A 19,700-nucleotide genomic window follows, 5' to 3' on the forward strand; every position below is an offset into this window, starting at 1 on the left:
GGTTTTTTTCGCGCTAAAATATTGCGGGTTATTTTAATTTACGGGGGGGGGGGGGGTTTAATTGTTTTATTTACACTATCCGGGGGGGGGGGGGGGCGGGGGGGGGGGCCCCCCCCCGCCCCCGATGGTGCTCGCCCGCTGTCCGTCAGTCCTTCGGGCCGTTTCGCGCGTGCTGTCGTCAGTCCTCGTCGGAGGCGCTGGGCAGCTTGTTCTGGATCAGGTCCATGACGGAGGAGTCGGCCAGGGTGGTGACGTCACCGACCGCTCGGTTCTCCGCCACGTCGCGCAGCAGACGGCGCATGATCTTGCCCGAACGGGTCTTCGGCAGCTCCTGCACCGGCAGGATCCGCTTCGGCTTCGCGATCGGGCCGAGCGTGGCACCGACGTGGTTGCGCAGCTCGCCGACCAGGGTGTCCGTCTCCGAGGCGCTGCCGCGCAGGATGACGAAGGCGACGATGGCCTGCCCCGTCGTCTCGTCGGCGGCACCGACCACGGCCGCCTCGGCGACGGAGGGGTGCGAGACGAGGGCCGACTCGACCTCGGTCGTCGAGATGTTGTGGCCGGACACCAGCATCACGTCGTCGACACGTCCGAGCAGCCAGATGTCGCCGTCGTCGTCCTTCTTGGCGCCGTCGCCCGCGAAGTACTTGCCCTCGAAGCGCGACCAGTAGGTGTCGATGAAGCGCTGGTCGTCGCCCCAGATGGTGCGGAGCATCGACGGCCACGGCTCGGTCAGGACCAGGTAGCCGCCCCCGCCGTTGTCGACCTCGTGCGCCTCGTCGTCCACGACGGTGGCCGAGATGCCCGGCAGCGCGCGCTGGGCGGAGCCCGGCTTGGTCTCGGTGACGCCCGGCAGCGGGGAGATCATCATCGCGCCGGTCTCGGTCTGCCACCAGGTGTCCACGATCGGACAGCGGTCGCCGCCGATGTGCTTGCGGTACCAGATCCACGCCTCGGGGTTGATCGGCTCGCCGACCGAGCCCAGCACGCGCAGGCTCGACAGGTCGAACTTCGCGGGGATGTCGTCGCCCCACTTCATGAACGTACGGATCGCCGTGGGCGCGGTGTAGAGGATGGTGACGCCGTACTTCTGGACGACCTCCCAGAACCGGCCCTGGTGCGGGGTGTCCGGCGTGCCCTCGTACATCACCTGGGTGGCGCCGTTGGCGAGCGGCCCGTAGACGATGTAGGAGTGGCCGGTCACCCAGCCGATGTCGGCCGTGCACCAGTAGACGTCGGTGTCCGGCTTCAGGTCGAAGACGGCGTGGTGGGTGTACGCGGCCTGCGTCAGGTAGCCGCCCGAGGTGTGCAGGATGCCCTTCGGCTTACCCGTGGTCCCCGAGGTGTACAGGATGAAGAGCGGGTGCTCGGCGTCGAAGGCCTGCGGGGTGTGCTCGGTCGACTGGCGGCCGACCACGTCGTGCCACCAGACGTCCCGGCCCTCGGTGAAGTCGGTGTCCTGGCCGGTGCGGCGCACCACGAGCACGTGCTCGACCTGCGGACACTTGCCGACGGCCTCGTCGATGGCGGGCTTGAGCGCGCTGGGCTTGCCCCGGCGGTAGCCGCCGTCGGCGGTGATCACCAGCTTGGCGTCGGCGTCCTGGATGCGGGAGGCGACGGCGTCGGCGGAGAAGCCGCCGAAGACCACCGAGTGCGCGGCGCCGACGCGGGCGCACGCCAGCATCGCGACGACGGCCTCGGGGATCATCGGCAGGTAGACGGCGACCCGGTCGCCGGCCCGCACACCGAGCTCGGTGAGGGCGTTGGCGGCCTGCGAGACCTCGTCCTTGAGCTGGGCGTAGGTGATCGAGCGGCTGTCACCGGGCTCGCCCTCGAAGTGGATCGCGACGCGTTCGCCGTTGCCGGCCTCGACGTGGCGGTCCACGCAGTTGTACGCGACGTTGAGCTTGCCGTCCGCGAACCACTTCGCGAAGGGCGGGTTGCTCCAGTCGAGCGTCTCCGTCGGCTCCGTGTCCCAGGTCAGCCGCCGGGCCTGCTCGGCCCAGAAGCCCAGCCGGTCCGCGTCGGCCTGCGCGTACGCCGCCTCGGTCACGTTGGCGGCGGCGGCCAGAGCGGCGGGCGGTGCGAACCGACGCTCCTCTTTGAGCAGATTGGCCAGGCTGTCATTGCTCACGACATCTCCCTTTCCCAGGGTGTCCGTTGTGTCCCCGGGCATAGCTCATCAGTTCAGACGCCCAGGTGACAAGGGGTAGCCGAAAATTGGTTTAGACCTATACCACGGCTGAGCCCGTGCTGAGGACGACGCACGAATGGCCCCTTCCCGCCGCAGGGCACGGGAAAGGGCCATCCGCTTACACGGTTCCGGGAGAGTATCGGTTCAGGTGCGCCGCGTCTCAGACGCTCTGACCGACGCTGTCGAAAACCCGACAGTCGAAGAAGTCCTCTCCCTCGGACAGCAGGTACGCCTGTGCCTCGCCCACGTGGAAGTACATGCCGTGCAGTTCCAGCGTGCCCTCGGCGAGCCGCCGGGCCACCGACTCGTGGGCGCGCAGGTGCTCCAGCTGCTGCACCACGTTGGTCAGGCACAGCTGCTCCACGGCGTCGGCCGGGAGCCGCCCCGAGATCCGGGCCCAGGCGTGGTGCCGGCTGCCCATCCGCTCCAGGCTGGGCAGACCGTGCCGCAACCAGCGGCGCAGCGGTGTCATCGGGGCCTCCGGGTGGGAGTTCAGCAGGGCCTGCATGGCCCCGCAGCCCGAGTGCCCGCACACGGTGATGCTGTCCACCTTGAGCACGTCCACCGCGTACTCGATGGCGGCGGCGACGGAGTCGTCGGTGGACTCGGCGCCGGGCAGCGGGACCAGGTTGCCCACGTTGCGGACGGTGAACAGGTCCCCGGGGCCGCTCGCGGTGATCATGCTGGTCACCAGGCGGGAATCCGCGCAGGTCAGGAAGAGCTGCGACGGCCGCTGGCCCTCGCGCGCCAGCCTGGCCAGCTCGTCGCGGACGTGGGGTGCGGTGTCCCGCTGGAAGGCGCTGATGCCGTTGGCCAGTTGGCCCGCGCCGCGCCGCCGGCCGGCGGCCGGCGTCACGGCCGACCCGGGGAGCGTACGGGCCTGCGCCGCGCCGGAGTCCTGCCGACGGTCTGCGTCCGCGGCGCCCGAGGTGGCCGCGCTCACGGCGCGGTGATCGCAGTGGTTCTGCCAGGGCGTCCAGGGGCGGCAGCACTGGTGCGTCCCGCGCGGGGCCGCGCCCGCGCGGTCCTGGCCGTCGGTCGTCCGGCCGGTCCGCCCCGTCCCCGAGGCCGGGTGGTCCCCGGAGATCGCGGCGCCCGCGCGGCCGGTCAGTTCGATCGAACCGCCGTGCGCCCGATGGGAGTCCTGCCAGTCCTGCAGGGTCTCGTAGGCGGCGTGGTCCATGAAGGAGCCGTCGACCTCGATCACCGCCCGGCCCTTGTGCGGGATCTGGTTGAGCACGCGGCTCAGCCGCGGTACCGCGAGGAAGGTCAACTGCCCGCGCGCCTGGACGTGGTGGACGCCGTCCAGCTCCTCCAGCGTGATCCGCGTCCGGGCGAGCCGGTGCAGGGCCACCGCGACGGCCACGGCGATGCCGATGGCCACCCCTTCAAGGACCCCGCCCAGCACGACGGCCACGATGGTCGTCGCGTAGACCAGGACCTCGCGGTGCCGGGTGACCGTACGCAGGTGCGTGATGGACACCATCTGGATTCCGACGGCCATCACCAGCGCGGCGAGCGCGGCGAGCGGGATCAGATCGAGGACCGGGACGAGCAGCCCGGCCGCGACCAGCACCCACAGGCCGTGGAACATGGCCGATCTGCGGCTGACGGCACCGGCCTTGACGTTGGCCACGCTGCGGACGGCGACCCCCGTCACCGGAAGCCCGCCCAGCGCCCCGGACACGATGTTCGCGGCGCCCTGACCGCGCAGCTCGCGGTCGAGGTCGGCGCGGGGCGGACGGTTCTCCGTACCGCGCTCGGAGGCGATCAGCTTGTCGGTGGCCACGGAGGACAGCAGGGACTCCACACTGCCGACCAGCGTGATCGTCAGGACGGCTGCGATCAGGCCGAGCACCGGCCCCTCGGGCAGCTCCGGCAAGGCGTGGCTGCGCCACGAGGGGAGGTCGACGCGGGGCAGGGTGAGCCCCGCGAGGGCGGCGAACGCGGTGGCCGCGGCGACCGCGGCCAAGGCCGCCGGGACCTTCCGCAGGGCCGCGCCGACGCGCCCGGGCAACCGGGGCCAGGCGAGCAGCACGCACACGGTCAGCGCGCTCACGCCGAGCGCCGCCGGATGGAGGTCGGCCAACTGGCCGGGCAATCCCTGGACGTTGGCCACGGCGGAGCTCTGCGGGTTGCCGCCGAGCACGATGTGGAGCTGGGCCAGGGCGATGGTCACGCCGATGCCCGCGAGCATGCCGTGCACGATCGCCGGGCTCACCATGAGCGCCGACCGGGCTGTCCGCAGGAAGGCCAGCCCGAGCTGGCAGCAGCCGGCCAGCACGGTGATGGCGCAGGTGGTGCGCCATCCGTAGCGCTGGATCAACTCGGCGGTGACGACGGTCAGTCCGGCCGCGGGCCCGCTCACCTGGAGGGGGGCTCCACCGAACCGTCCGGCCACGATCCCACCGACCGCGGCGGCCACCAGCCCCGCTTGCAGCGGTGCTCCGGTGGCGAGCGCGATACCGAGGGAGAGCGGCAGGGCGATCAGGAAGACGGCGATGGACGCCGACAGGTCCGCGGAGAGCTTGCCGCGCGGCCCTTGGACGCCTTTTGCGTCTCCGGCGCCTCGGCCGTTCTTCGCGTCGGTTGGTGGGGTTGCCGTGGCGGCTGTTGTGGGGGCGTGCGTCGTGCTGGTGGTGGCCGGGCTCGGCACGGCCGGGGTGGGGGCTGTCATGGGGTTCCCGTCTCCTCTGAGGAGGGATGAAGCGGCGGGAGTCTCAACACTCGGTAAATGGATGGTAATGGAGAGTAAAGGGAAGGCGAGGATAATAGGGGCAAATGGTCTACGAATTAGCACTCAAAGGTGAATAAGCATTTTGTCCGGCTTGTCATACCTTCCTCAAACCGGCCCCCGTGGGACGTTGCGGCGCGGAAGTCCTGCGTTGGGAACTGCGAGGGAGAGGTGTGCGGATGATCGCCGCCACGAAGAAGATCGCCGGAGGCCTGGTCGCCACGGCCCTGGTGCTCGGCGCCGCCGGGTGCAGCACGTCCGAGCCCGCGAAGCCCGCCGGCGGCCCGAACGCCAAGAAGGCCGCCCCGGAGGCCCCCGGCAGCGTCATGCGGCCGATCGGGGACGGCTCCACCGCCTACACCGGTCCCCAGCCGAACGTGGCGAAGCCGCAGAAGCTGAAGGCGGGCGAGAAGCCGCCGCAGTTCGTGGTGTTCTCGTGGGACGGGGCCGGCGAGGACAGCCAGAAGCTCTTCTCGCACTTCCGTGAGGTCGGGAAGAAGTACAACGCCCGGATGACCTACTTCCTCAGCGGCGTGTACCTGCTGCCTGAGGAGAAACGTTCCCTCTACACCGCCCCGCAGCACGACTCCGGCCGCTCCGACATCGGATTCGGCGACCTGCAGGGCATCAAGGACACCGCCACCCAGGTCCGGGCCGCCTGGCTCGAGGGCAACGAGATCGGCACGCACTTCAACGGGCACTTCTGCGGACCCGAGGGGGGTGTCGGCACCTGGTCCGTGGAGGAGTGGAAGAGCGAGATCAACCAGGCCAAGTCCTTCGTCAAGAACTGGAAGACGAACGCGGGCCTCAAGGACATGGAAGCCCTGCCCTTCGACTACGACAAGGAGCTCATCGGAGCCCGCACCCCCTGCCTCGAAGGCCAGAAGAACTTCATGCTGGCCGCGAAGGACCTGGGCTTCCGCTATGACTCCAGCGGCATCAGCAAGCAGATCTGGCCCAAGAAGACGGACGGTCTCTGGGACATTCCGCTCCAGCTGGTCCCGATGCCGGGCCGCGCCTTCGACACGCTGAGCATGGACTACAACTACATGGTCAACCAGTCGGGGACGACGTCCCAGGGCGACCCCTCGCAGCACCAGTACTGGGGTGACCAGATGCGCGACGGCCTGCGCCAGGCCTTCGACCGCGTCTACCAGGGCAACCGCGCGCCGCTGATCATCGGCAACCACTTCGAGTCGTGGAACGGCGGCACCTACATGCGTGCCGTCGAGGAGTCGATCAAGAGCATGTGCACCAAGCCCGAGGTCCGCTGCGTTCCGTTCCGCGAGCTCGCCGATTGGCTGGACGCCCAGGACCCCAAGGCCCTGGAGTGGATGCGCACCCTCGACGTCGGCGAGACGCCCAAGGAGGGCTGGAACAAGTTCCTCACCGCGGGGCCGCCGGCGGCGCCGGCCGCCCCGTCGGGTGCTGCCGGGGTCAAGCCGGCTGAGGGGCGGGCCGCGGAGTCGGACGAGGGCTGACCAGCACGTCGTCGCGGATCCCGACGGCCTCGTTCAGCACGAAGCCGGGGTCGACCTGGTCCGCCAGGTCGACCCCGGTCTTGGCGTTCCCCCAGCTCTCCGCGTTCCGCAGGTGGAAGTGCACCATCTGCTCGGTGTACTTGGCCCAGTCCCGGGCGGCGTAGGAGTCCTCGGCCGTGTCCTGGAGGGCCTGGAGGGCGAGCCGGTTGGTCGCCTCCAGCAGTTCGAACGCGGCCGGCCGCCCCTTCTCCATGGCCCGCACCCAGTCGGAGTGCCCGAAGGTGACCAGCAGGTCCTCACCCACCTCGTCCTGCAGGAACTCGATGTCCTCCGGCCCCTGCACCTTGTTGCCGACCACCTTGAGCGCGACCCCGAAGTCCCGCGCGTACTCCTTGTACTGGCGGTAGACGGAGACGCCCTTGCGGGTCGGTTCGGCGACGAGGAAGGTCACGTCGAAGCGGGTGAACATGCCCGAGGCGAACGAGTCGGAACCGGCCGTCATGTCGACGACGACGTACTCGTCGGGGCCGTCGACCAGGTGGTTGAGGCAGAGCTCGACCGCGCCGACCTTCGAGTGGTAGCAGGCCACCCCGAGATCGGCCTCGGTGAACGGTCCGGTCGCCATCAGCCTGACGGGATCCCCGTCGAGCAGCAGCGTGTGCGCGCAGGCCTCGTAGACCGGGTTGTCCTCGGTGATCCGCAGCAGCCGCGAGCCGGTGCCGGGCGGGGTGGTCTTGATCATGCTGTCGGCGGACGCGATGCGCGGGTTGGACCCGCGCAGGTACTCCTTGATGAGGGGCAGGTGCGCGCCCAGGGCGGGCAGCGCGGCGGCCTCGTCCTCGTCGAGCCCGAGGGCCGCGCCGAGGTGCTGGTTGATGTCGGCGTCCACCGCGACGACGGGGGCTTCATTGGCTGCGAGGTGGCGGATGAAGAGGGACGACAGCGTGGTCTTCCCGCTGCCGCCCTTTCCCACGAAAGCGATCTTCATGTTCACCAAGGGTAGTGGGTCGATCGCGTTCGGTGGTCAAGCCGAGTGAAGAAGACCACTCCAAGGAGGGGTCGGTGCTATGGGTGAGCAGTGCGTAGGCTCCCTACTTATGAGTAGTGCTTCTGACCCGCTGGCGCCCCTGGGCTCGCTCCCGGGTGTCGCCGAGTCCGTGGATTCCGTACGCAAGGCAGTGGACCGGGTCTACGGGCACCGGGTGATGCGCCGCCGCAGCGCGGAGATCACCTCGGAGGCCGCGCTGCGCGGCGCCCGGGGCAGTGCGGCGCTGTCCGGCGCCGACTGGGCGCTGGAGGAGGTCCGTCGGCGTACCGATTTCGGCGCGGAGCCGCAGGCGCGGACGGTGGGTGCGGCCCTGCGCCTGACGGCCGAGGCCGGTCAACTGCTCAGCATCTGGCGCCAGTCGCCGCTCCGCGTCCTGGCCCGGCTGCACCTCGTCGCCTCCGGGTCGACGGACGCCGGGGAGGTCGTGGGGCGGCCCCGACTGGCCGGGGAGACGGTGGACGAACCCTTGGTGGCGCTCCCGCTGCCCGGCGCCGAGGAGGTGGCCGGACGCCTCGACGGGCTGTCCCGGCTGATCATCGCGGGCGGTTCCGCCCCGGCCCTGATCACCGGCGCGGTCGTGCACGGCGAGCTGCTTGCCCTGCGCCCCTTCGGCTCCCACAACGGCTTGGTCGCGCGCGCCGCCGAGCGCATCGTGCTGATCAACAGCGGCCTCGACCCGAAGGCGATCTGCCCGGCGGAGGCCGGTCACGCGGAACAGGGTCGTGCGGAGTACCTGGCCGCCTTCGAGGGCTACGTCTCCGGGACTCCGGAGGGGATGGCGGCGTGGATCGCGCACTGCGGCCGCGCGATCGAACTCGGGGTGCGCGAGTCGACGGCCGTCTGCGAGGCGCTCCAGCGCGGCGCGGCCTGAGGGCGGGCGCGGGGCGGCGATGAACCGTCCCCGAACGTGGGTTGCGGCGACACCGTCTTGCTTTGGTGTCGCCGCTGGCACTTGCGCCCAGTTACCAAGCGTCCTCGATGATTGCCCATCAGGTCGGGAGCTTTGCCCGTTCCCTGGTGCGGCTGGCCCGTAATCGACGGGTCGACGTCGCGTGGGTGCTCGGCGTTCGTGCTTCGGTCCGTGGGCCTTACTGCGTTTTAAAGATGATCCTCTCGGATGTTCTTTGGTCTCGCGGGCCGTGATTCCTTTGTACTCCGCTTCCCGGCGGAGCGAAACCCCTGGCCACAGTTCTTTACTTTCCTGGACGATATGGGGCGATCCGGACGCTCTTATGGCCGCGGGGGAGCCGACCTCGCTGGGGGAGGTCGGCCCGGGCGGGACCGGGCGGGGGCGGGTGTCCCGACCGGCCGGAAGTCAGGCCGACGCTCCGGTGGCGGCTGCCCGGCGGCGGCTCGCGTACCAGACCAGTCCGGCGGTGGCCGCTGCCGCACCGACGGCCGCCGCGGCGACCAGGGCGGGGCGTGCGGGCATCGACAGCCCGGGCAGCCGCTGCTTCAGGCGTACCGGCTTGTTGAACACCAACACCGGCCACTCCCGGGCGACGGCCTCGCGGCGCAACGTCCGATCGGGGTTCACCGCGTGCGGGTGTCCGACCGCCTCCAGCATCGGCAGGTCGGTGATCGAGTCGCTGTACGCGTAGCACCGCGCGAGGTCGTAGCCCTCGGACTCGGCGAGTTCCCGGACGGCCTCGGCCTTCGTCGGGCCGTAGGCGTAGTAGTCGATCTCCCCGGTGAAGCAGCCGTCCTCGCCGACCACCATCCGGGTCGCCACCACCCGGTCCGCCCCGAGCATCTCGCCGATCGGCTCGACGACTTCGGCCCCCGAGGTCGACACGATCACGACGTCACGGCCGGCGGTGTGGTGGGCCTCGATCAGCGACGCGGCCTCGTCGTAGATGATCGGGTCGATCAGGTCGTGCAGGGCTTCGGCGACGATCTCCCGCACCTGCTGGACGTTCCACCCCTTGCAGAGGGCGGAGAGGTACTCCCGCATCCGCTCCATCTGGTCGTGGTCGGCGCCACCGGCCAGAAAGATGAACTGCGTGTACGCGGTGCGCAGCACGGCCCGCCTGTTGATCAGGCCGCCCTGGTAGAAGGACTTGCTGAACGTCAGGGCGCTGGACTTCGCAATGACCGTCTTGTCCAGGTCGAAGAAGGCAGCGGTCCGAGGCGAGGAGTGCGGCAAGGGCTGATTTTCCACGACCCGAGCATATGCGCCCACCATTCGGCGTAAGGTGCGGCGCGTGGGTTTGCTTGAGAAGGCTCTCGGGTACACCATGGAAGTCACGGATCGTTCGCGACCGTGCTAACCCGGTCTGGCTCCTCCCCCCCCGAGTCGGACCGTGGGGACGACCCCCGCTCTCCCCCCCGGCGGGGGTCGTCGCATGTCCGGACGCGGTTTGCGTCCGATGTTCACGACCTTCATGGACCATCTCCGCGGCCCTCCCTCTCTGGACGGCCCTCGTGGCGAAGGCCCACACCCTCTCAGACTCGTGACGCTGTGTAGTTGTTCCGAAGCGCTCCGGAACTCACCTGATGGTGTGGCGAAGTTATTCACAACCGCCTTCTTGTCCACAGTTTTCACGCAAGATCCACTTCATTTTCCGGTTCCCTGCACCGTGATTCCAGCCGCGAAGTCCGCGGTTCCTGGATTTGCAGTGAGAAGGGGGCGGAGATCGTGGCTGGATCGAAGTCGTGTGAAGCACCGGAAACCTTGATGCCGGGCAAGGGCGGACTGCCCGAGTCGGCCGGTGGCACCGGCCCGGGTGGGGGTCGGCCGTTGATCATCACCGAGGATCCCGTGCTGCTGGACGACCTGCTGCGGCTGTGCGCCGCCGCGGGCGCCGAGCCCCACGTGCACCATGCGGTGCCCGAACAGGGTGGCGCCGGCGGCGACCGGGGCGGCGGCCGTGACCCCGCCGGACCGGTCGGGGGAAGGGGCTGGGAGAGCGCCCCGCTCGTCCTCGTCGGGGACGACGCCGCCCGCCGGGTGCGCGGAGCGCCTCGCAGGGACGGCGTGTTCCTCGTCGGGCGTGACCTCGATGACCCCCGGGTCTGGCAGCGGGCCGTCGAGATCGGAGCGGAAGAGGTACTGAGGCTGCCCGACGCCGAGGGCCTGCTCGTCGACCGCATCGCCGACGTGGTGGAAGGGGCCGGCCTACCCGCCCTCGCCGTCGGAGTGATCGGCGGCAGCGGTGGCGCCGGTGCGTCCACCCTCGCCTGCGCCCTCGCCCTGCGCGCCGCCCGCGCCGGGGAGCGCACCATCCTCATCGACGGAGACCCGCTCGGCGGCGGCATGGACGTGCTGCTGGGCGGCGAGCGCGCCGAAGGGCTGCGCTGGCCCGACTTCGCCGCCTCCCGCGGCCGGGTCGGCGCGGGGGCGCTGGAGGAATCCCTGCCGGAACTGCACGCGTTGCGGGTGCTGAGCTGGGATCGCGGAGACCGGGTGGTCGTGCCGCCCGCCGCGATGCGGTCCGTCGTGGCCGCCGCCCGACGCCGGGGCGGAGTGGTCGTCGTCGACCTGCCCCGCCGGGTCGACGAAGCCGTGGCCGAGGTGCTGGCCCAGCTCGACCTGGTGCTGATGGTGGTGCCCGGCGAACTCCGGTCGGTGGCCGCCGCCGGGCGGGTGGCCGCCGGGGTCCGCATGGTGGCCCGGGACGTCCGCGTGGTCGTACGGGGCCGCTGCGCCCACGGGCTCGACGCCGAGGCCGTGGCGCGGCTGTTGGGCGTGCCGCTGGCAGGAGAAGTGCCGGTCGAGGTGGGGTTGCCGGGGCGGGTGGCCGAAGGGGAACCGCCGGGTTCGCGGGGCATGCTGGCCCGCTTCTGCGACGGATTCTGGCAGCGTGCGCTCGGCGCCGCCCAGGGGGTGTCGGCATGAGCACGGTCCTGCTGGACGCGGTGCGCCAGCACCTCGCCGAGAGCGGCGGAGAGCCGACCCCGGCGCGGGTGGCCGCGGCGCTACGGGCGCAGGGTCGCCTGCTCGGGGACGCGGAGGTGCTCGGCGTGGCCGCGGAGTTGCGGTCCGAGCTCGTCGGTGCCGGTCCGTTGGAGCGGCTGCTCGCCGACCCCGAGGTCACCGACGTGCTCGTCGCAGCCCCGGACCGGGTGTGGGTGGACCGGGGCGGCGGGCTCGAACTGACAGGGGTGACCTTCGCCGACGCCGAGGCCGTCCGCAGGCTGGCCCAGCGGCTGGCCGCCGTCGCCGGGCGGCGCCTCGACGACGCCCGGCCCTGGGTGGACGCCCGGCTGCCCGACGGGACACGGCTGCACGCCGTCCTCCCTCCGGTGGCGGTCGGTTCGGCGTGCCTGTCCCTGCGGGTGGTACGGCCGAAGGCGTTCACGCTGGACGAGTTGGTCGCCGCGGGGACGCTGCCGCCCGGCGGGCAGCGCCTCCTGCGGGCGATGGTCGAGGCCCGGCTCTCCTTCCTCGTCTCCGGCGGGACCGGAACGGGCAAGACCACCCTGCTCAGCGCACTCCTCGGGCTCGTCGGACCGGCCGAGCGGATCGTGCTGGCCGAGGACTCCGCCGAACTGCGCCCCGACCATCCCCATGTGGTGAGGCTGGAGACCCGCCCCGCGAACCAGGAGGGGGCGGGCCTGGTGACCCTGGCGGACCTGGTCCGGCAGGCCCTGCGGATGAGGCCCGACCGGCTCGTGGTGGGCGAGGTGCGCGGCGCCGAGGTCGCCGACCTGCTGGCCGCGCTGAACACCGGGCACGAGGGCGGCTGCGGCACGGTGCACGCCAATGCCGCCGCGCACGTCCCGGCCCGGCTGGAGGTGTTGGGAACGACTGCCGGATTGGACCGGACGGCACTGCACAGCCAGTTGGCGGCGGCGTTGAACCTGGTGGTGCACCTGATCCGCGACCGGAACGGGCGTCGGCGGGTCGCCGAGGTGCACGTGCTGGAACGGGACCCGGCGGGGCTGGTGGTGACCGTGCCCGCCCTGCGCTGGGGGATCCGTGGCTTCGTGCGCGAACAGGGTTGGGCGCGGCTGGGGCCGCTGCTGGGAGGTGCCCGGTGAGCGCCGTGCCGGTCGGGTCGGTGCCCGTGTTCGCCGGGCTGTTGTGTGCCGGAGCGGCCGCCTGGGTGTTGAGCGGGGGTGATCAGGGGCAGCGGCGGGCTCGACTGGTGCTTGCCGGGGGAGGCGCGGCGTTACCCGGCGGGCCGGTGCGTGTGCGGCGGTTGGTGGCCGCGGTGCGGGTGCGGGCCGGGCGGTGGCGGGAGTGGGCCGTTCCGGCGATCGCCCTGCTGGTCGCCGTGTGGGGCGGATCGGTGATCCCGTTGCTGCTGGGGGCGGCGTCCGTGCCGCTGCTGAGGCGCTGGCTGCGGACCGCGGAGCGCGAGCGTGCCCGTACGGCCAGGGCCGCCGGCGTGATGGCGCTGTGCGGAGCCGTCGTGGGGGAGCTGCGGGCCGGAGCCCAGCCCGGACAGGCCCTCACCGTGGCGATGCGCCGTACGGTCGCGGGCCCCGGCGGTCCGGGGGCGGCGGAGGCGGGCGTACTGGCCGCCGCGGCCTTCGGCGGGGACGTGCCGGGTGCGCTGCGCCAGGCGTCGGGGGAGCCGGGTGCGGAGGGGCTGGCCGGGATGGCCGCCTGCTGGCGGGTCTCCGTGGACGGTGGGGCCGGTCTCGCTGCCGGACTGGACCGACTGGAAGGGGCGTTGCGGGCCGAGCGGGACCGGGAGGAATCGCTGCGGGCCCAGTTGGCGGGTGCCAGATCCACGACGGTGGTGCTCGCGCTGTTGCCGCTCGTGGGGCTGCTGATCGGGACCGGGCTGGGAGCCGACCCGCTACGCGTGCTGCTGCACTCGCCGATGGGGTGGGGCTGCCTGGTGGCGGGCGGGGTGCTGGAGGCGGCGGGGTTGCTCTGGTGCCGTCGGATCGTACGGGCGGGGGAGCGGTGATGGGCGGGCCGGATGTCCACAGGCTGGGGACGGCGTGCTACCTGGCGGCGCTGGCGTGGTGGGCGGCCTCCATGCTGTGGGCCGGATTGCGGAGCCGCGCGGCGCGGCGCAGGATCGCGGGCCTCTTCCGCGGAGAACAGGGGCACCGCCGCCCGCGGTGGAAACCCGCGACCGGGGCAGCGGTCACGGCGTGGGCCGGTCCGGGCGGCGCCCTGATGGCGGCCTGGTGGGTGGTCGGTGGCCCGACGGGACTCCTGGTGGGGTGCGCGGCGGCCTTCGCGGCACGGCGCCTGCTGCTCAGGTCGGCACGGCAGCCGGCCGGGGGCGATTCCCGTGAAGCCGAGCGGCAGTTGCCCTTCGCCGCCGACCTGCTGGCCGCGTGTCTGGCGGCGGGGGCCGGTCCGGTCGAAGCCGCCGAGGTGGTGGGGGAGTCGGTGGGCGGCCCGGTGGGTGAGCGGCTGGCGCTGGCCGGAGCCGAGCTGCGGCTCGGAGGCGAACCGGGTTCCGCGTGGGGGAGGTTGGCCGGGATACCGGGGGCTCGGGCATTGGCGGAGTGCCTGGAGCGGGCCGCGCGGACCGGGGCTCCTGCCGCCGAGCCGGTCTCCCGCCTGGCGGCCGGCCTGCGGGCGGAACGCATGCGGCAGGCGGGAGCCAGGGCGCAGCGGGCGGCGGTCCTCGTCACGGCGCCGGTGGGGCTCTGTTTCCTTCCCGCGTTCCTTGCGGTCGGAGTGGCCCCTGTGGTGATCGGAATGGCGTCCGGGCTGCTCTCCGGGAACTGAAAAACGCGAAGCACGACCTGAAATCACATCAAGAACGTAATCCCACAGGAGGTTTGTCATGAGGATCATCTGGTTCCGACTGCGTAAGGCTCTGCGCGATCGCGGCGGCGACACCGGAATGTCGACTTCGGAATACGCCATGGGCACGATCGCGGCGTGTGCGTTCGCAGCCGTTCTGTACAAGGTGGTGACGAGCGACGTGGTCTCGACGGCGCTTCAGTCGACCATCGGAAAGGCGCTCGATGTGCCGTTCTGAGCGAAAGTCGGCGGGAAACGCGGACCGCGGATACGTGACGGCAGAGGCGGCCATGGTGATCCCGGCCCTGGTGCTGTTCGCAGCGCTGCTGGTGTGGGCGCTGATGGCGGCCGCCGCGCAGATCCGATGTGTGGACGCGGCCCGGGCGGGGGCGCGGGCGGCGGCCCGTTCCGAGCCGGTGGAGGTGGCGCTGGCGGCGGCCCGCGCGGCTGCCCCGCCGGGGGCGGAGGTCGAGGTGGAGCGGGCGGGCGACCTGTGGCGGGTCAGGGTCGCCGCGTCCGCACCGGGCTCCGACCGGCTGCCCGTACGGATCGGGGCGCAAGCGGTGGCCCTGGCCGAGGACAGCGTGGGGTCACCGCCGTGAGCCGGGACCGGGGTTCCGCGACGGTGTGGGCCACGGTGGCCGTCACGGTCCTGGGGGCCGTGTTCGGGGGCGTGCTGCTCCTCGGCCAGGCGGTCGCGGCCCGCCACCGGGCGGGTGCGGCGGCGGACCTGGCCGCCCTGGCGGCAGCAGCGACCTGGTCCCACGGTCCCGTCGCGGCCTGCGCCGCGGCGGCCAGGGTGGCGGGGGCGCAAGGGGCGCGGGTGACCGAGTGCCGGGTCGAGGGAGAGGTCGCCGAGATCACGGCCCGCGTCCGAGCGGGCCCCTTCGCCCCGACCCTCCACTCCCGCGCCGGCCCACCGCTGCCGATGTCGTCACCTCCGGCGGGGGCGCGGTGAGGGGCGTCGGCCTCCCTGCGTGAGGGGGCGGCCCGGGAGGCGCCTGGGGGTCGGTGCGGCACCCGAACGGCTCGGGCGCGGCGGGTGCGGCTGAGCCGATCGGGCCGGCAGGGCTGTCGCTCCGGCGGGTCCGGCGGGTCCGGCGGGTCGGGCGGACCGGGCGGTTCGGCAGGTCAGTCGGTCCGGTCGGTCCGGACGGTCCGGCAGGTCCGGCCGGTCAGTCCGGAAGGCAGAGCCGCGCGGGTCGGCAGGTCCGGCAGGTTCGGCAGGTTCGGCGGGTCCGGCGGGTCCAGCAGGTACGGGCGGCCTGGTCGGTCCGGCGGGTTCGGTTGGGTCGGCAGGCTTGGTCGGGTCGGGGCGGTCGGGATGTCGATACGGACGGACCTGGTCGATACAGACCTACCTGAGTGAGGCGGTGGGAGGGGCGGATGGGGGATCCGGGGCGCGCGCCCCCGGGAGTGGCCAGGTCGGGGGTAACCCGGGCGGGCTAGCCGTGGGCATGGGCTTTTGGCGGGTGGGTGGGGCTTCAGGAGGGGACGGAGGGGCGATTTTCAGCCATCTCGGGGGTGGAGTGTGGGCGCCTCGCGCTCGGATCGCGAGGGGCGTTCTGGGCTGGTTCGGAACGGTTCGTGGGCGGCCGCTCGGAGTGCGGCCCCGCAGGCCCTGAGGGCGGTTTGCCGGGCTTCGGACGCCGCCCCGGCCCACAGGGGCCGGTGTCTGCCCTGGGGCCGGTGGCGGGGCCCTGACGCCCCGGCCTGCGGGACCGGAGCGGGCGCGGTCGGGGCCGTCGGCGGTGCGGCGATGTGCGACCTCCCTGAACCACCGGCTAGCGCGGGCTTGACGGCAGGAGAAGGTGCTCGGCCTGACGCGACCCCGGCGCAGTCGGAGTGACGACCGTGCGGGGTGGGGCCCCGGCTTGCGCGGGGTCGACGGCAGGAGCGGGTGCTCGGCCTGACGCGACCCGGGCGCAGTCGGGGTGACGACCGTGCGGGGTGGGGCCGCGTTCGGACTGCCGAACCAGGGCGGGGCGGGGCCGGGTCAGGGCATGGGGGGAGGAGGGTCGGCGGGGGTGAGGAGGCGGGTGAGGAGGCGGATGGCCCCGCGTTTGTGGAGGGGGTCGTTGCCGTTGCCGCACTTGGGGGACTGGATGCAGGAGGGGCAGCCCGCCTCGCACTCGCAGGCGGCGATGGCGTCCCGGGTGGCCGTCAGCCAGGCCCGCGCCGTGTGGAAGGCCCGCTCGGCGAAGCCGGCGCCGCCCGGGTGGCCGTCGTACACGAACACCGTGGGCAGCAGGGTGTCGGGATGCAGCGGTACGGAGACGCCGCCGATGTCCCAGCGGTCGCAGGTGGCGAACAGCGGCAGCAGGCCGATGGAGGCGTGCTCGGCGGCGTGCAGGGCGCCGCCGAGGATCTCCGGGTTGATCCGGGCCTCGTCGAGCTGGTCCTCGGTGACCGTCCACCACACGGCCCGGGTGCGCAGGGTGCGCGGAGGCAGGTCCAGCTTGGCCTCGCCGAGGACCTCGCCGGTGATCAGCTTGCGGCGCAGGTAGGAGACCACCTGGTTGGTGACCTCCACGGAACCGAAGCAGAGCCGGGCCGCGCCCCACGGGATCTCGGTCTCGGTCTCCAGGATCGAGATGGAGGTGGTGTCGCGTGCCGTGGTCGAGAACGGTGGGTTCGACTCCTCGACGAGGGCCACCGAATCCTCCAGGTCCAGGTGCTTGACCAGGTAACTGCGGCCCTGGTGGAGGTGGACGGCCCCGTCGTGGACGGCGGTGTGGGAGGCGGCCTCGTCGACCGTGCCCAGCAGTCGTCCGGTGGCGGCTTCGACGATCTGCACGGGGCGCCCGCCGCCACCCCGGATGTCGGTCAGGTCCGAGGCGCGCTCGCGGCGGGTCCAGTGCCAGGCCGTCGCCCGGCGCCGCAGCAGCTTCGCCGCCTCCAGCTGGGGCAGCAGGCCGTGCGCGGCCGGGCCGAACAGGTCCAGGTCCGCTTCGGTCAGCGGCAGCTCGGCGGCCGCCGCGCACAGGTGCGGGGCCAGGACGTACGGGTTGTCCGGGTCGAGGACGGTGGCCTCCACGGGCTGCCGGAAGAGCGCCTCGGGGTGGTGGACCAGGTAGGTGTCCAACGGGTCGTCGCGGGCGATCAGGACGGCCAGTGCGCCCTGCCCGGACCGTCCGGCCCGGCCCGCCTGCTGCCACAGGGAGGCCCGCGTGCCGGGATAGCCGGTGATCAGGACGGCGTCCAGGCCCGAGACGTCCACGCCCAGTTCCAGCGCGGTGGTCGCGGCCAGGCCCAGCAGCTCGCCGGAGTGCAGGGCCCGCTCCAGGGCGCGGCGTTCCTCGGGCAGGTAGCCGCCCCGGTACGCCGCGACACGCCCGGGCAGGGAACGGTCCACCTCCGCCAGCCGTTCCTGGGCGATCACGGCGATCAGCTCCGCTCCGCGCCGGGAGCGGACGAAGGCAACCGTACGGACCCCCTGGACGACCAGGTCGGTCAGCAGGTCGGCGGTCTCGGCGGTGGCGGTGCGGCGTACGGGGGCGCCCTTCTCGCCCTTGAGGTCGGTCAGCGGCGGCTCCCACAGGGCGAAGACGACCTCGCCGCGCGGAGAGGCGTCGTCGGAGACCTCGGTGACGGGTACCCCGGTCAGTCGGGAAGCGGCCGCCGCCGGGTCGCTCGCGGTGGCGGACGCCAGCAGGAAGACCGGGTCGGAGCCGTAGCGGGCGCACAGCCGCCGCAGCCGGCGCAGGACCTGGGCGACGTGGGACCCGAAGACCCCCCGATAGGTGTGGCACTCGTCGATGACGACGTACCGCAGGGCCTTCAGGAACGACGCCCAGCGGGGGTGGGCGGGGAGGATCCCCCGGTGCAGCATGTCCGGGTTGGTCAGGACGTAATTGGCGTACTGGCGCACCCACTCCCGTTCCTCGAACGGGGTGTCGCCGTCGTACACGGCGGGCCGGACGGCGTTTCCCAGCGGCGCCGCCAGCTCCCGGACGGCGCGCCGCTGGTCGGCGGCCAGAGCCTTGGTGGGGGCGAGGTAGAGCGCGGTCGCACCCCGGCCGTTCGGGGCCTCGGCACCGTCCGCGAGGGCGGAGAACACGGGGGCGAGGTAGGCCAGCGACTTGCCCGAGGCGGTGCCGGTCGCCACGACCACCGACTCGCCGTCGAGAGCGAGCTCCGCGGCGGCGGCCTGATGCTCCCACGGGTGTTCGATGCCGGCGGCCGAAATCGCCGCCACGACATCCGTTCGGATGCGATCGGGCCAGACCGCATGACGACCCGCCCGAGGGGGCAAGTGCTCCGTATGAGTGATGCGCGCAGCTCGGGAAGGCCCCCGTGACAACCGGTCCAGGACCGTGTCGGGAGTGGGTCGTGCGTCCGCGGGCGCCGTGGGCCGACCGGGGCGGTGAGTGTTGGCCATTGGAACCGAGTGTGTCACTGGCGTGCGGGACAATGGTCCCAAGGCGTCGTGCGCGCCTGCCGGTAAGTGATTGAATGCCATCGCGGCAGCCGATCCCTCCCCTACCTTCGGGTGGGGAGGCCCCTGGGGGGCGCCGCTCGATAGCAAGGTGCTGGAGGATCCGTGGACCTGTCGACTCGCACTGTCGGCGACCGCATGGTCGTAGAGGTCGGTGGCGAGATTGATGTGTATACCGCGCCCAAGCTGCGCGAGCAGTTGGTGGAGTTGGTGAACGACGGCAGCTACCACTTGGTTGTCGACATGGAGCGAGTGGACTTCCTCGACTCCACCGGCCTGGGTGTGCTCGTGGGAGGCCTCAAGCGCGTCCGCGCGCACGAGGGCTCGCTGCGTCTGGTCTGCAACCAGGAGCGCATCCTGAAGATCTTCCGTATCACCGGTTTGACCAAGGTGTTCCCGATTCACACCACGGTGGAAGACGCCGTCGCAGCCACCGACTGACGTGCTCCTGGCGGCTGCCGCCGGAAACGGCGCAGGCGCCGACGAGGAGCGGGGGTACCGGACCATGGGCGGTCCGGACCCCTGTCAAGTCACGCCCGTAGTCCGAGGGGGACGCACATGGCCACCGTTGAACTGCGCTTCAGCGCCCAGCCCGAACACGTCCGGACGGCCCGCCTGGTCGCGGCCGCCGTGGCGCGCCGGGCAGGGGTGGAGGAAGCCGTGCTCGACGAGGTTCGCCTCGCCGTGGGCGAAGCGTGTTCGCGTGCCGTCGGACTGCACCGGAGCAACGGACTGACCGCGCCCGTCCGGGTGGTGCTGACCGAGGAGGAGAAGTCGTTCTCCATCGAGGTCGGCGACGAGGTACCCGGGCCGGCCGGCGGTGACCTGGACGCCGTTCCGGGCATAGCGGCCGTCCTGGACCCGGACATCGACGGTGAGGACGAGATGGGTCTCGCCGTGATCAGCGGGCTCGTCGACGACGTCTCCGTGTCCGCGGACGAGTCGGGCGGAACGATTCGGATGAGCTGGCCCGTCTCCGGGTCCGCCCAGGTTTCGTAGCGTCAGGCCGAAGTCCCCGCCCTCGGCGTCTCTCCTTCGGCGTCTCTTCCTCGGCTTCGCTTCCCCGGCTTCGCTTCCTCGTCATCGCCGCCCTCGGCGTCGCGGCTTCGTCCTGCCGTCGCCGGCCCCGGCCATGTCCCGAAGG

At 72.2% G+C, this 19,700-nt stretch carries 16 protein-coding genes; 11 read left to right on the top strand and 5 right to left on the bottom strand.

Annotated features, from left to right (window positions below):
- Nucleotides 1–178: 178 nt before the first annotated feature.
- Together acs and ACFY0I_RS36625 are read right to left on the bottom strand one after the other, a co-directional pair.
- Nucleotides 179–2,176 (bottom strand): acetate--CoA ligase, encoded by a 1,998-nt coding sequence (acs, locus tag ACFY0I_RS36620; protein WP_388903935.1) that lies wholly within the window; start codon nt 2,174–2,176, stop codon nt 179–181.
- A gap of 178 nt (nt 2,177–2,354) precedes the next feature.
- Nucleotides 2,355–4,871, bottom strand: coding sequence for a SulP family inorganic anion transporter (locus ACFY0I_RS36625; RefSeq protein WP_388903936.1), 2,517 nt, complete (start codon nt 4,869–4,871; stop codon nt 2,355–2,357).
- 236 nt (nt 4,872–5,107) lie between these two features.
- Here ACFY0I_RS36625 and ACFY0I_RS36630 point away from each other — a divergent pair, with 236 nt between their 5' ends.
- Nucleotides 5,108–6,409, top strand: coding sequence for a hypothetical protein (locus ACFY0I_RS36630; protein WP_388903937.1), 1,302 nt, complete (start codon nt 5,108–5,110; stop codon nt 6,407–6,409).
- Here the strand turns inward: ACFY0I_RS36630 and ACFY0I_RS36635 are convergent.
- Entirely contained in the window at nt 6,366–7,397 is a 1,032-nt protein-coding gene (locus tag ACFY0I_RS36635; protein ID WP_388903938.1) for an ATP-binding protein, read from the bottom strand. The two genes, ACFY0I_RS36630 and ACFY0I_RS36635, sit on opposite strands and share 44 nt — an antisense overlap.
- A gap of 109 nt (nt 7,398–7,506) precedes the next feature.
- Between ACFY0I_RS36635 and ACFY0I_RS36640 the strand changes: the two genes are divergently transcribed.
- Nucleotides 7,507–8,328: an oxidoreductase gene (locus tag ACFY0I_RS36640; protein ID WP_388903940.1), complete on the top strand. Its 822-nt coding sequence runs from the start codon at nt 7,507–7,509 to the stop codon at nt 8,326–8,328.
- Between the two features lie 444 nt (nt 8,329–8,772).
- On the opposite strand, the gene ACFY0I_RS36645 is transcribed toward ACFY0I_RS36640, so the two are convergent.
- Nucleotides 8,773–9,642: an HAD family hydrolase gene (locus tag ACFY0I_RS36645; RefSeq protein ID WP_388903941.1), complete on the bottom strand. Its 870-nt coding sequence runs from the start codon at nt 9,640–9,642 to the stop codon at nt 8,773–8,775.
- A gap of 492 nt (nt 9,643–10,134) precedes the next feature.
- On the opposite strand from ACFY0I_RS36645, the gene ssd reads away from it, so the two are divergent.
- The 7 genes from ssd to ACFY0I_RS36680 are packed head-to-tail and all read left to right on the top strand — an operon-like array spanning nt 10,135 to nt 15,076.
- The gene (ssd, locus tag ACFY0I_RS36650) at nt 10,135–11,295 is read left to right on the top strand and encodes a septum site-determining protein Ssd (protein ID WP_388903942.1); all 1,161 of its coding nucleotides are present in this window, start codon (nt 10,135–10,137) and stop codon (nt 11,293–11,295) included.
- Nucleotides 11,292–12,440 (top strand): TadA family conjugal transfer-associated ATPase, encoded by a 1,149-nt coding sequence (locus ACFY0I_RS36655; RefSeq protein WP_388903943.1) that lies wholly within the window; start codon nt 11,292–11,294, stop codon nt 12,438–12,440. The genes ssd and ACFY0I_RS36655 overlap by 4 nt, the downstream gene beginning before the upstream one ends.
- Nucleotides 12,437–13,321 (top strand): type II secretion system F family protein, encoded by an 885-nt coding sequence (locus tag ACFY0I_RS36660; RefSeq protein ID WP_388903945.1) that lies wholly within the window; start codon nt 12,437–12,439, stop codon nt 13,319–13,321. Before ACFY0I_RS36655 ends, ACFY0I_RS36660 begins: the two co-directional genes overlap by 4 nt.
- Complete coding sequence (locus ACFY0I_RS36665) at nt 13,321–14,100, top strand: type II secretion system F family protein (protein ID WP_388903946.1); 780 nt, start codon at nt 13,321–13,323, stop codon at nt 14,098–14,100. Before ACFY0I_RS36660 ends, ACFY0I_RS36665 begins: the two co-directional genes overlap by 1 nt.
- Nucleotides 14,101–14,158: 58 nt before the next feature.
- Nucleotides 14,159–14,356 carry a DUF4244 domain-containing protein gene (locus tag ACFY0I_RS36670; RefSeq protein WP_388903948.1) on the top strand — a complete coding sequence of 66 codons (198 nt, stop codon included), beginning with the start codon at nt 14,159–14,161 and terminating at the stop codon, nt 14,354–14,356.
- Nucleotides 14,343–14,720 carry a TadE family type IV pilus minor pilin gene (locus ACFY0I_RS36675; RefSeq protein ID WP_388903949.1) on the top strand — a complete coding sequence of 126 codons (378 nt, stop codon included), beginning with the start codon at nt 14,343–14,345 and terminating at the stop codon, nt 14,718–14,720. The genes ACFY0I_RS36670 and ACFY0I_RS36675 overlap by 14 nt, the downstream gene beginning before the upstream one ends.
- Nucleotides 14,717–15,076, top strand: coding sequence for an Rv3654c family TadE-like protein (locus ACFY0I_RS36680; RefSeq protein WP_388903950.1), 360 nt, complete (start codon nt 14,717–14,719; stop codon nt 15,074–15,076). The genes ACFY0I_RS36675 and ACFY0I_RS36680 overlap by 4 nt, the downstream gene beginning before the upstream one ends.
- A 1,038-nt stretch (nt 15,077–16,114) precedes the next feature.
- Here ACFY0I_RS36680 and ACFY0I_RS36685 read toward each other — a convergent pair.
- Nucleotides 16,115–18,580 carry a DEAD/DEAH box helicase gene (locus tag ACFY0I_RS36685; protein WP_388903952.1) on the bottom strand — a complete coding sequence of 822 codons (2,466 nt, stop codon included), beginning with the start codon at nt 18,578–18,580 and terminating at the stop codon, nt 16,115–16,117.
- A gap of 81 nt (nt 18,581–18,661) precedes the next feature.
- On the opposite strand from ACFY0I_RS36685, the gene ACFY0I_RS36690 reads away from it, so the two are divergent.
- Nucleotides 18,662–18,997, top strand: a complete 336-nt coding sequence (locus ACFY0I_RS36690) for an STAS domain-containing protein (RefSeq protein WP_388903953.1) — start codon at nt 18,662–18,664, stop codon at nt 18,995–18,997.
- A 117-nt stretch (nt 18,998–19,114) separates the two neighbouring features.
- Nucleotides 19,115–19,555 carry an ATP-binding protein gene (locus tag ACFY0I_RS36695; RefSeq protein ID WP_388903955.1) on the top strand — a complete coding sequence of 147 codons (441 nt, stop codon included), beginning with the start codon at nt 19,115–19,117 and terminating at the stop codon, nt 19,553–19,555.
- Nucleotides 19,556–19,700: the final 145 nt, after the last annotated feature.

The organism is Streptomyces sp. NPDC001568 (assembly GCF_042893755.1).
GTDB lineage: Bacteria > Actinomycetota > Actinomycetes > Streptomycetales > Streptomycetaceae > Streptomyces.

Bases quoted from the DNA above. Each gene is read 5' to 3' on its own strand.
- acs (WP_388903935.1), bottom strand. From the start codon at position 2,176: ATGCCCGGGGACACAACGGACACCCTGGGAAAGGGAGATGTCGTGAGC.
- ACFY0I_RS36625 (WP_388903936.1), bottom strand. From the start codon at position 4,871: ATGACAGCCCCCACCCCGGCCGTGCCGAGCCCGGCCACCACCAGCACG.
- ACFY0I_RS36630 (WP_388903937.1), top strand. From the start codon at position 5,108: ATGATCGCCGCCACGAAGAAGATCGCCGGAGGCCTGGTCGCCACGGCC.
- ACFY0I_RS36635 (WP_388903938.1), bottom strand. From the start codon at position 7,397: ATGAAGATCGCTTTCGTGGGAAAGGGCGGCAGCGGGAAGACCACGCTG.
- ACFY0I_RS36640 (WP_388903940.1), top strand. From the start codon at position 7,507: ATGAGTAGTGCTTCTGACCCGCTGGCGCCCCTGGGCTCGCTCCCGGGT.
- ACFY0I_RS36645 (WP_388903941.1), bottom strand. From the start codon at position 9,642: ATGGTGGGCGCATATGCTCGGGTCGTGGAAAATCAGCCCTTGCCGCAC.
- ssd (WP_388903942.1), top strand. From the start codon at position 10,135: ATGCCGGGCAAGGGCGGACTGCCCGAGTCGGCCGGTGGCACCGGCCCG.
- ACFY0I_RS36655 (WP_388903943.1), top strand. From the start codon at position 11,292: ATGAGCACGGTCCTGCTGGACGCGGTGCGCCAGCACCTCGCCGAGAGC.
- ACFY0I_RS36665 (WP_388903946.1), top strand. From the start codon at position 13,321: ATGGGCGGGCCGGATGTCCACAGGCTGGGGACGGCGTGCTACCTGGCG.
- ACFY0I_RS36670 (WP_388903948.1), top strand. From the start codon at position 14,159: ATGAGGATCATCTGGTTCCGACTGCGTAAGGCTCTGCGCGATCGCGGC.
- ACFY0I_RS36675 (WP_388903949.1), top strand. From the start codon at position 14,343: ATGTGCCGTTCTGAGCGAAAGTCGGCGGGAAACGCGGACCGCGGATAC.
- ACFY0I_RS36685 (WP_388903952.1), bottom strand. From the start codon at position 18,580: ATGGCATTCAATCACTTACCGGCAGGCGCGCACGACGCCTTGGGACCA.
- ACFY0I_RS36695 (WP_388903955.1), top strand. From the start codon at position 19,115: ATGGCCACCGTTGAACTGCGCTTCAGCGCCCAGCCCGAACACGTCCGG.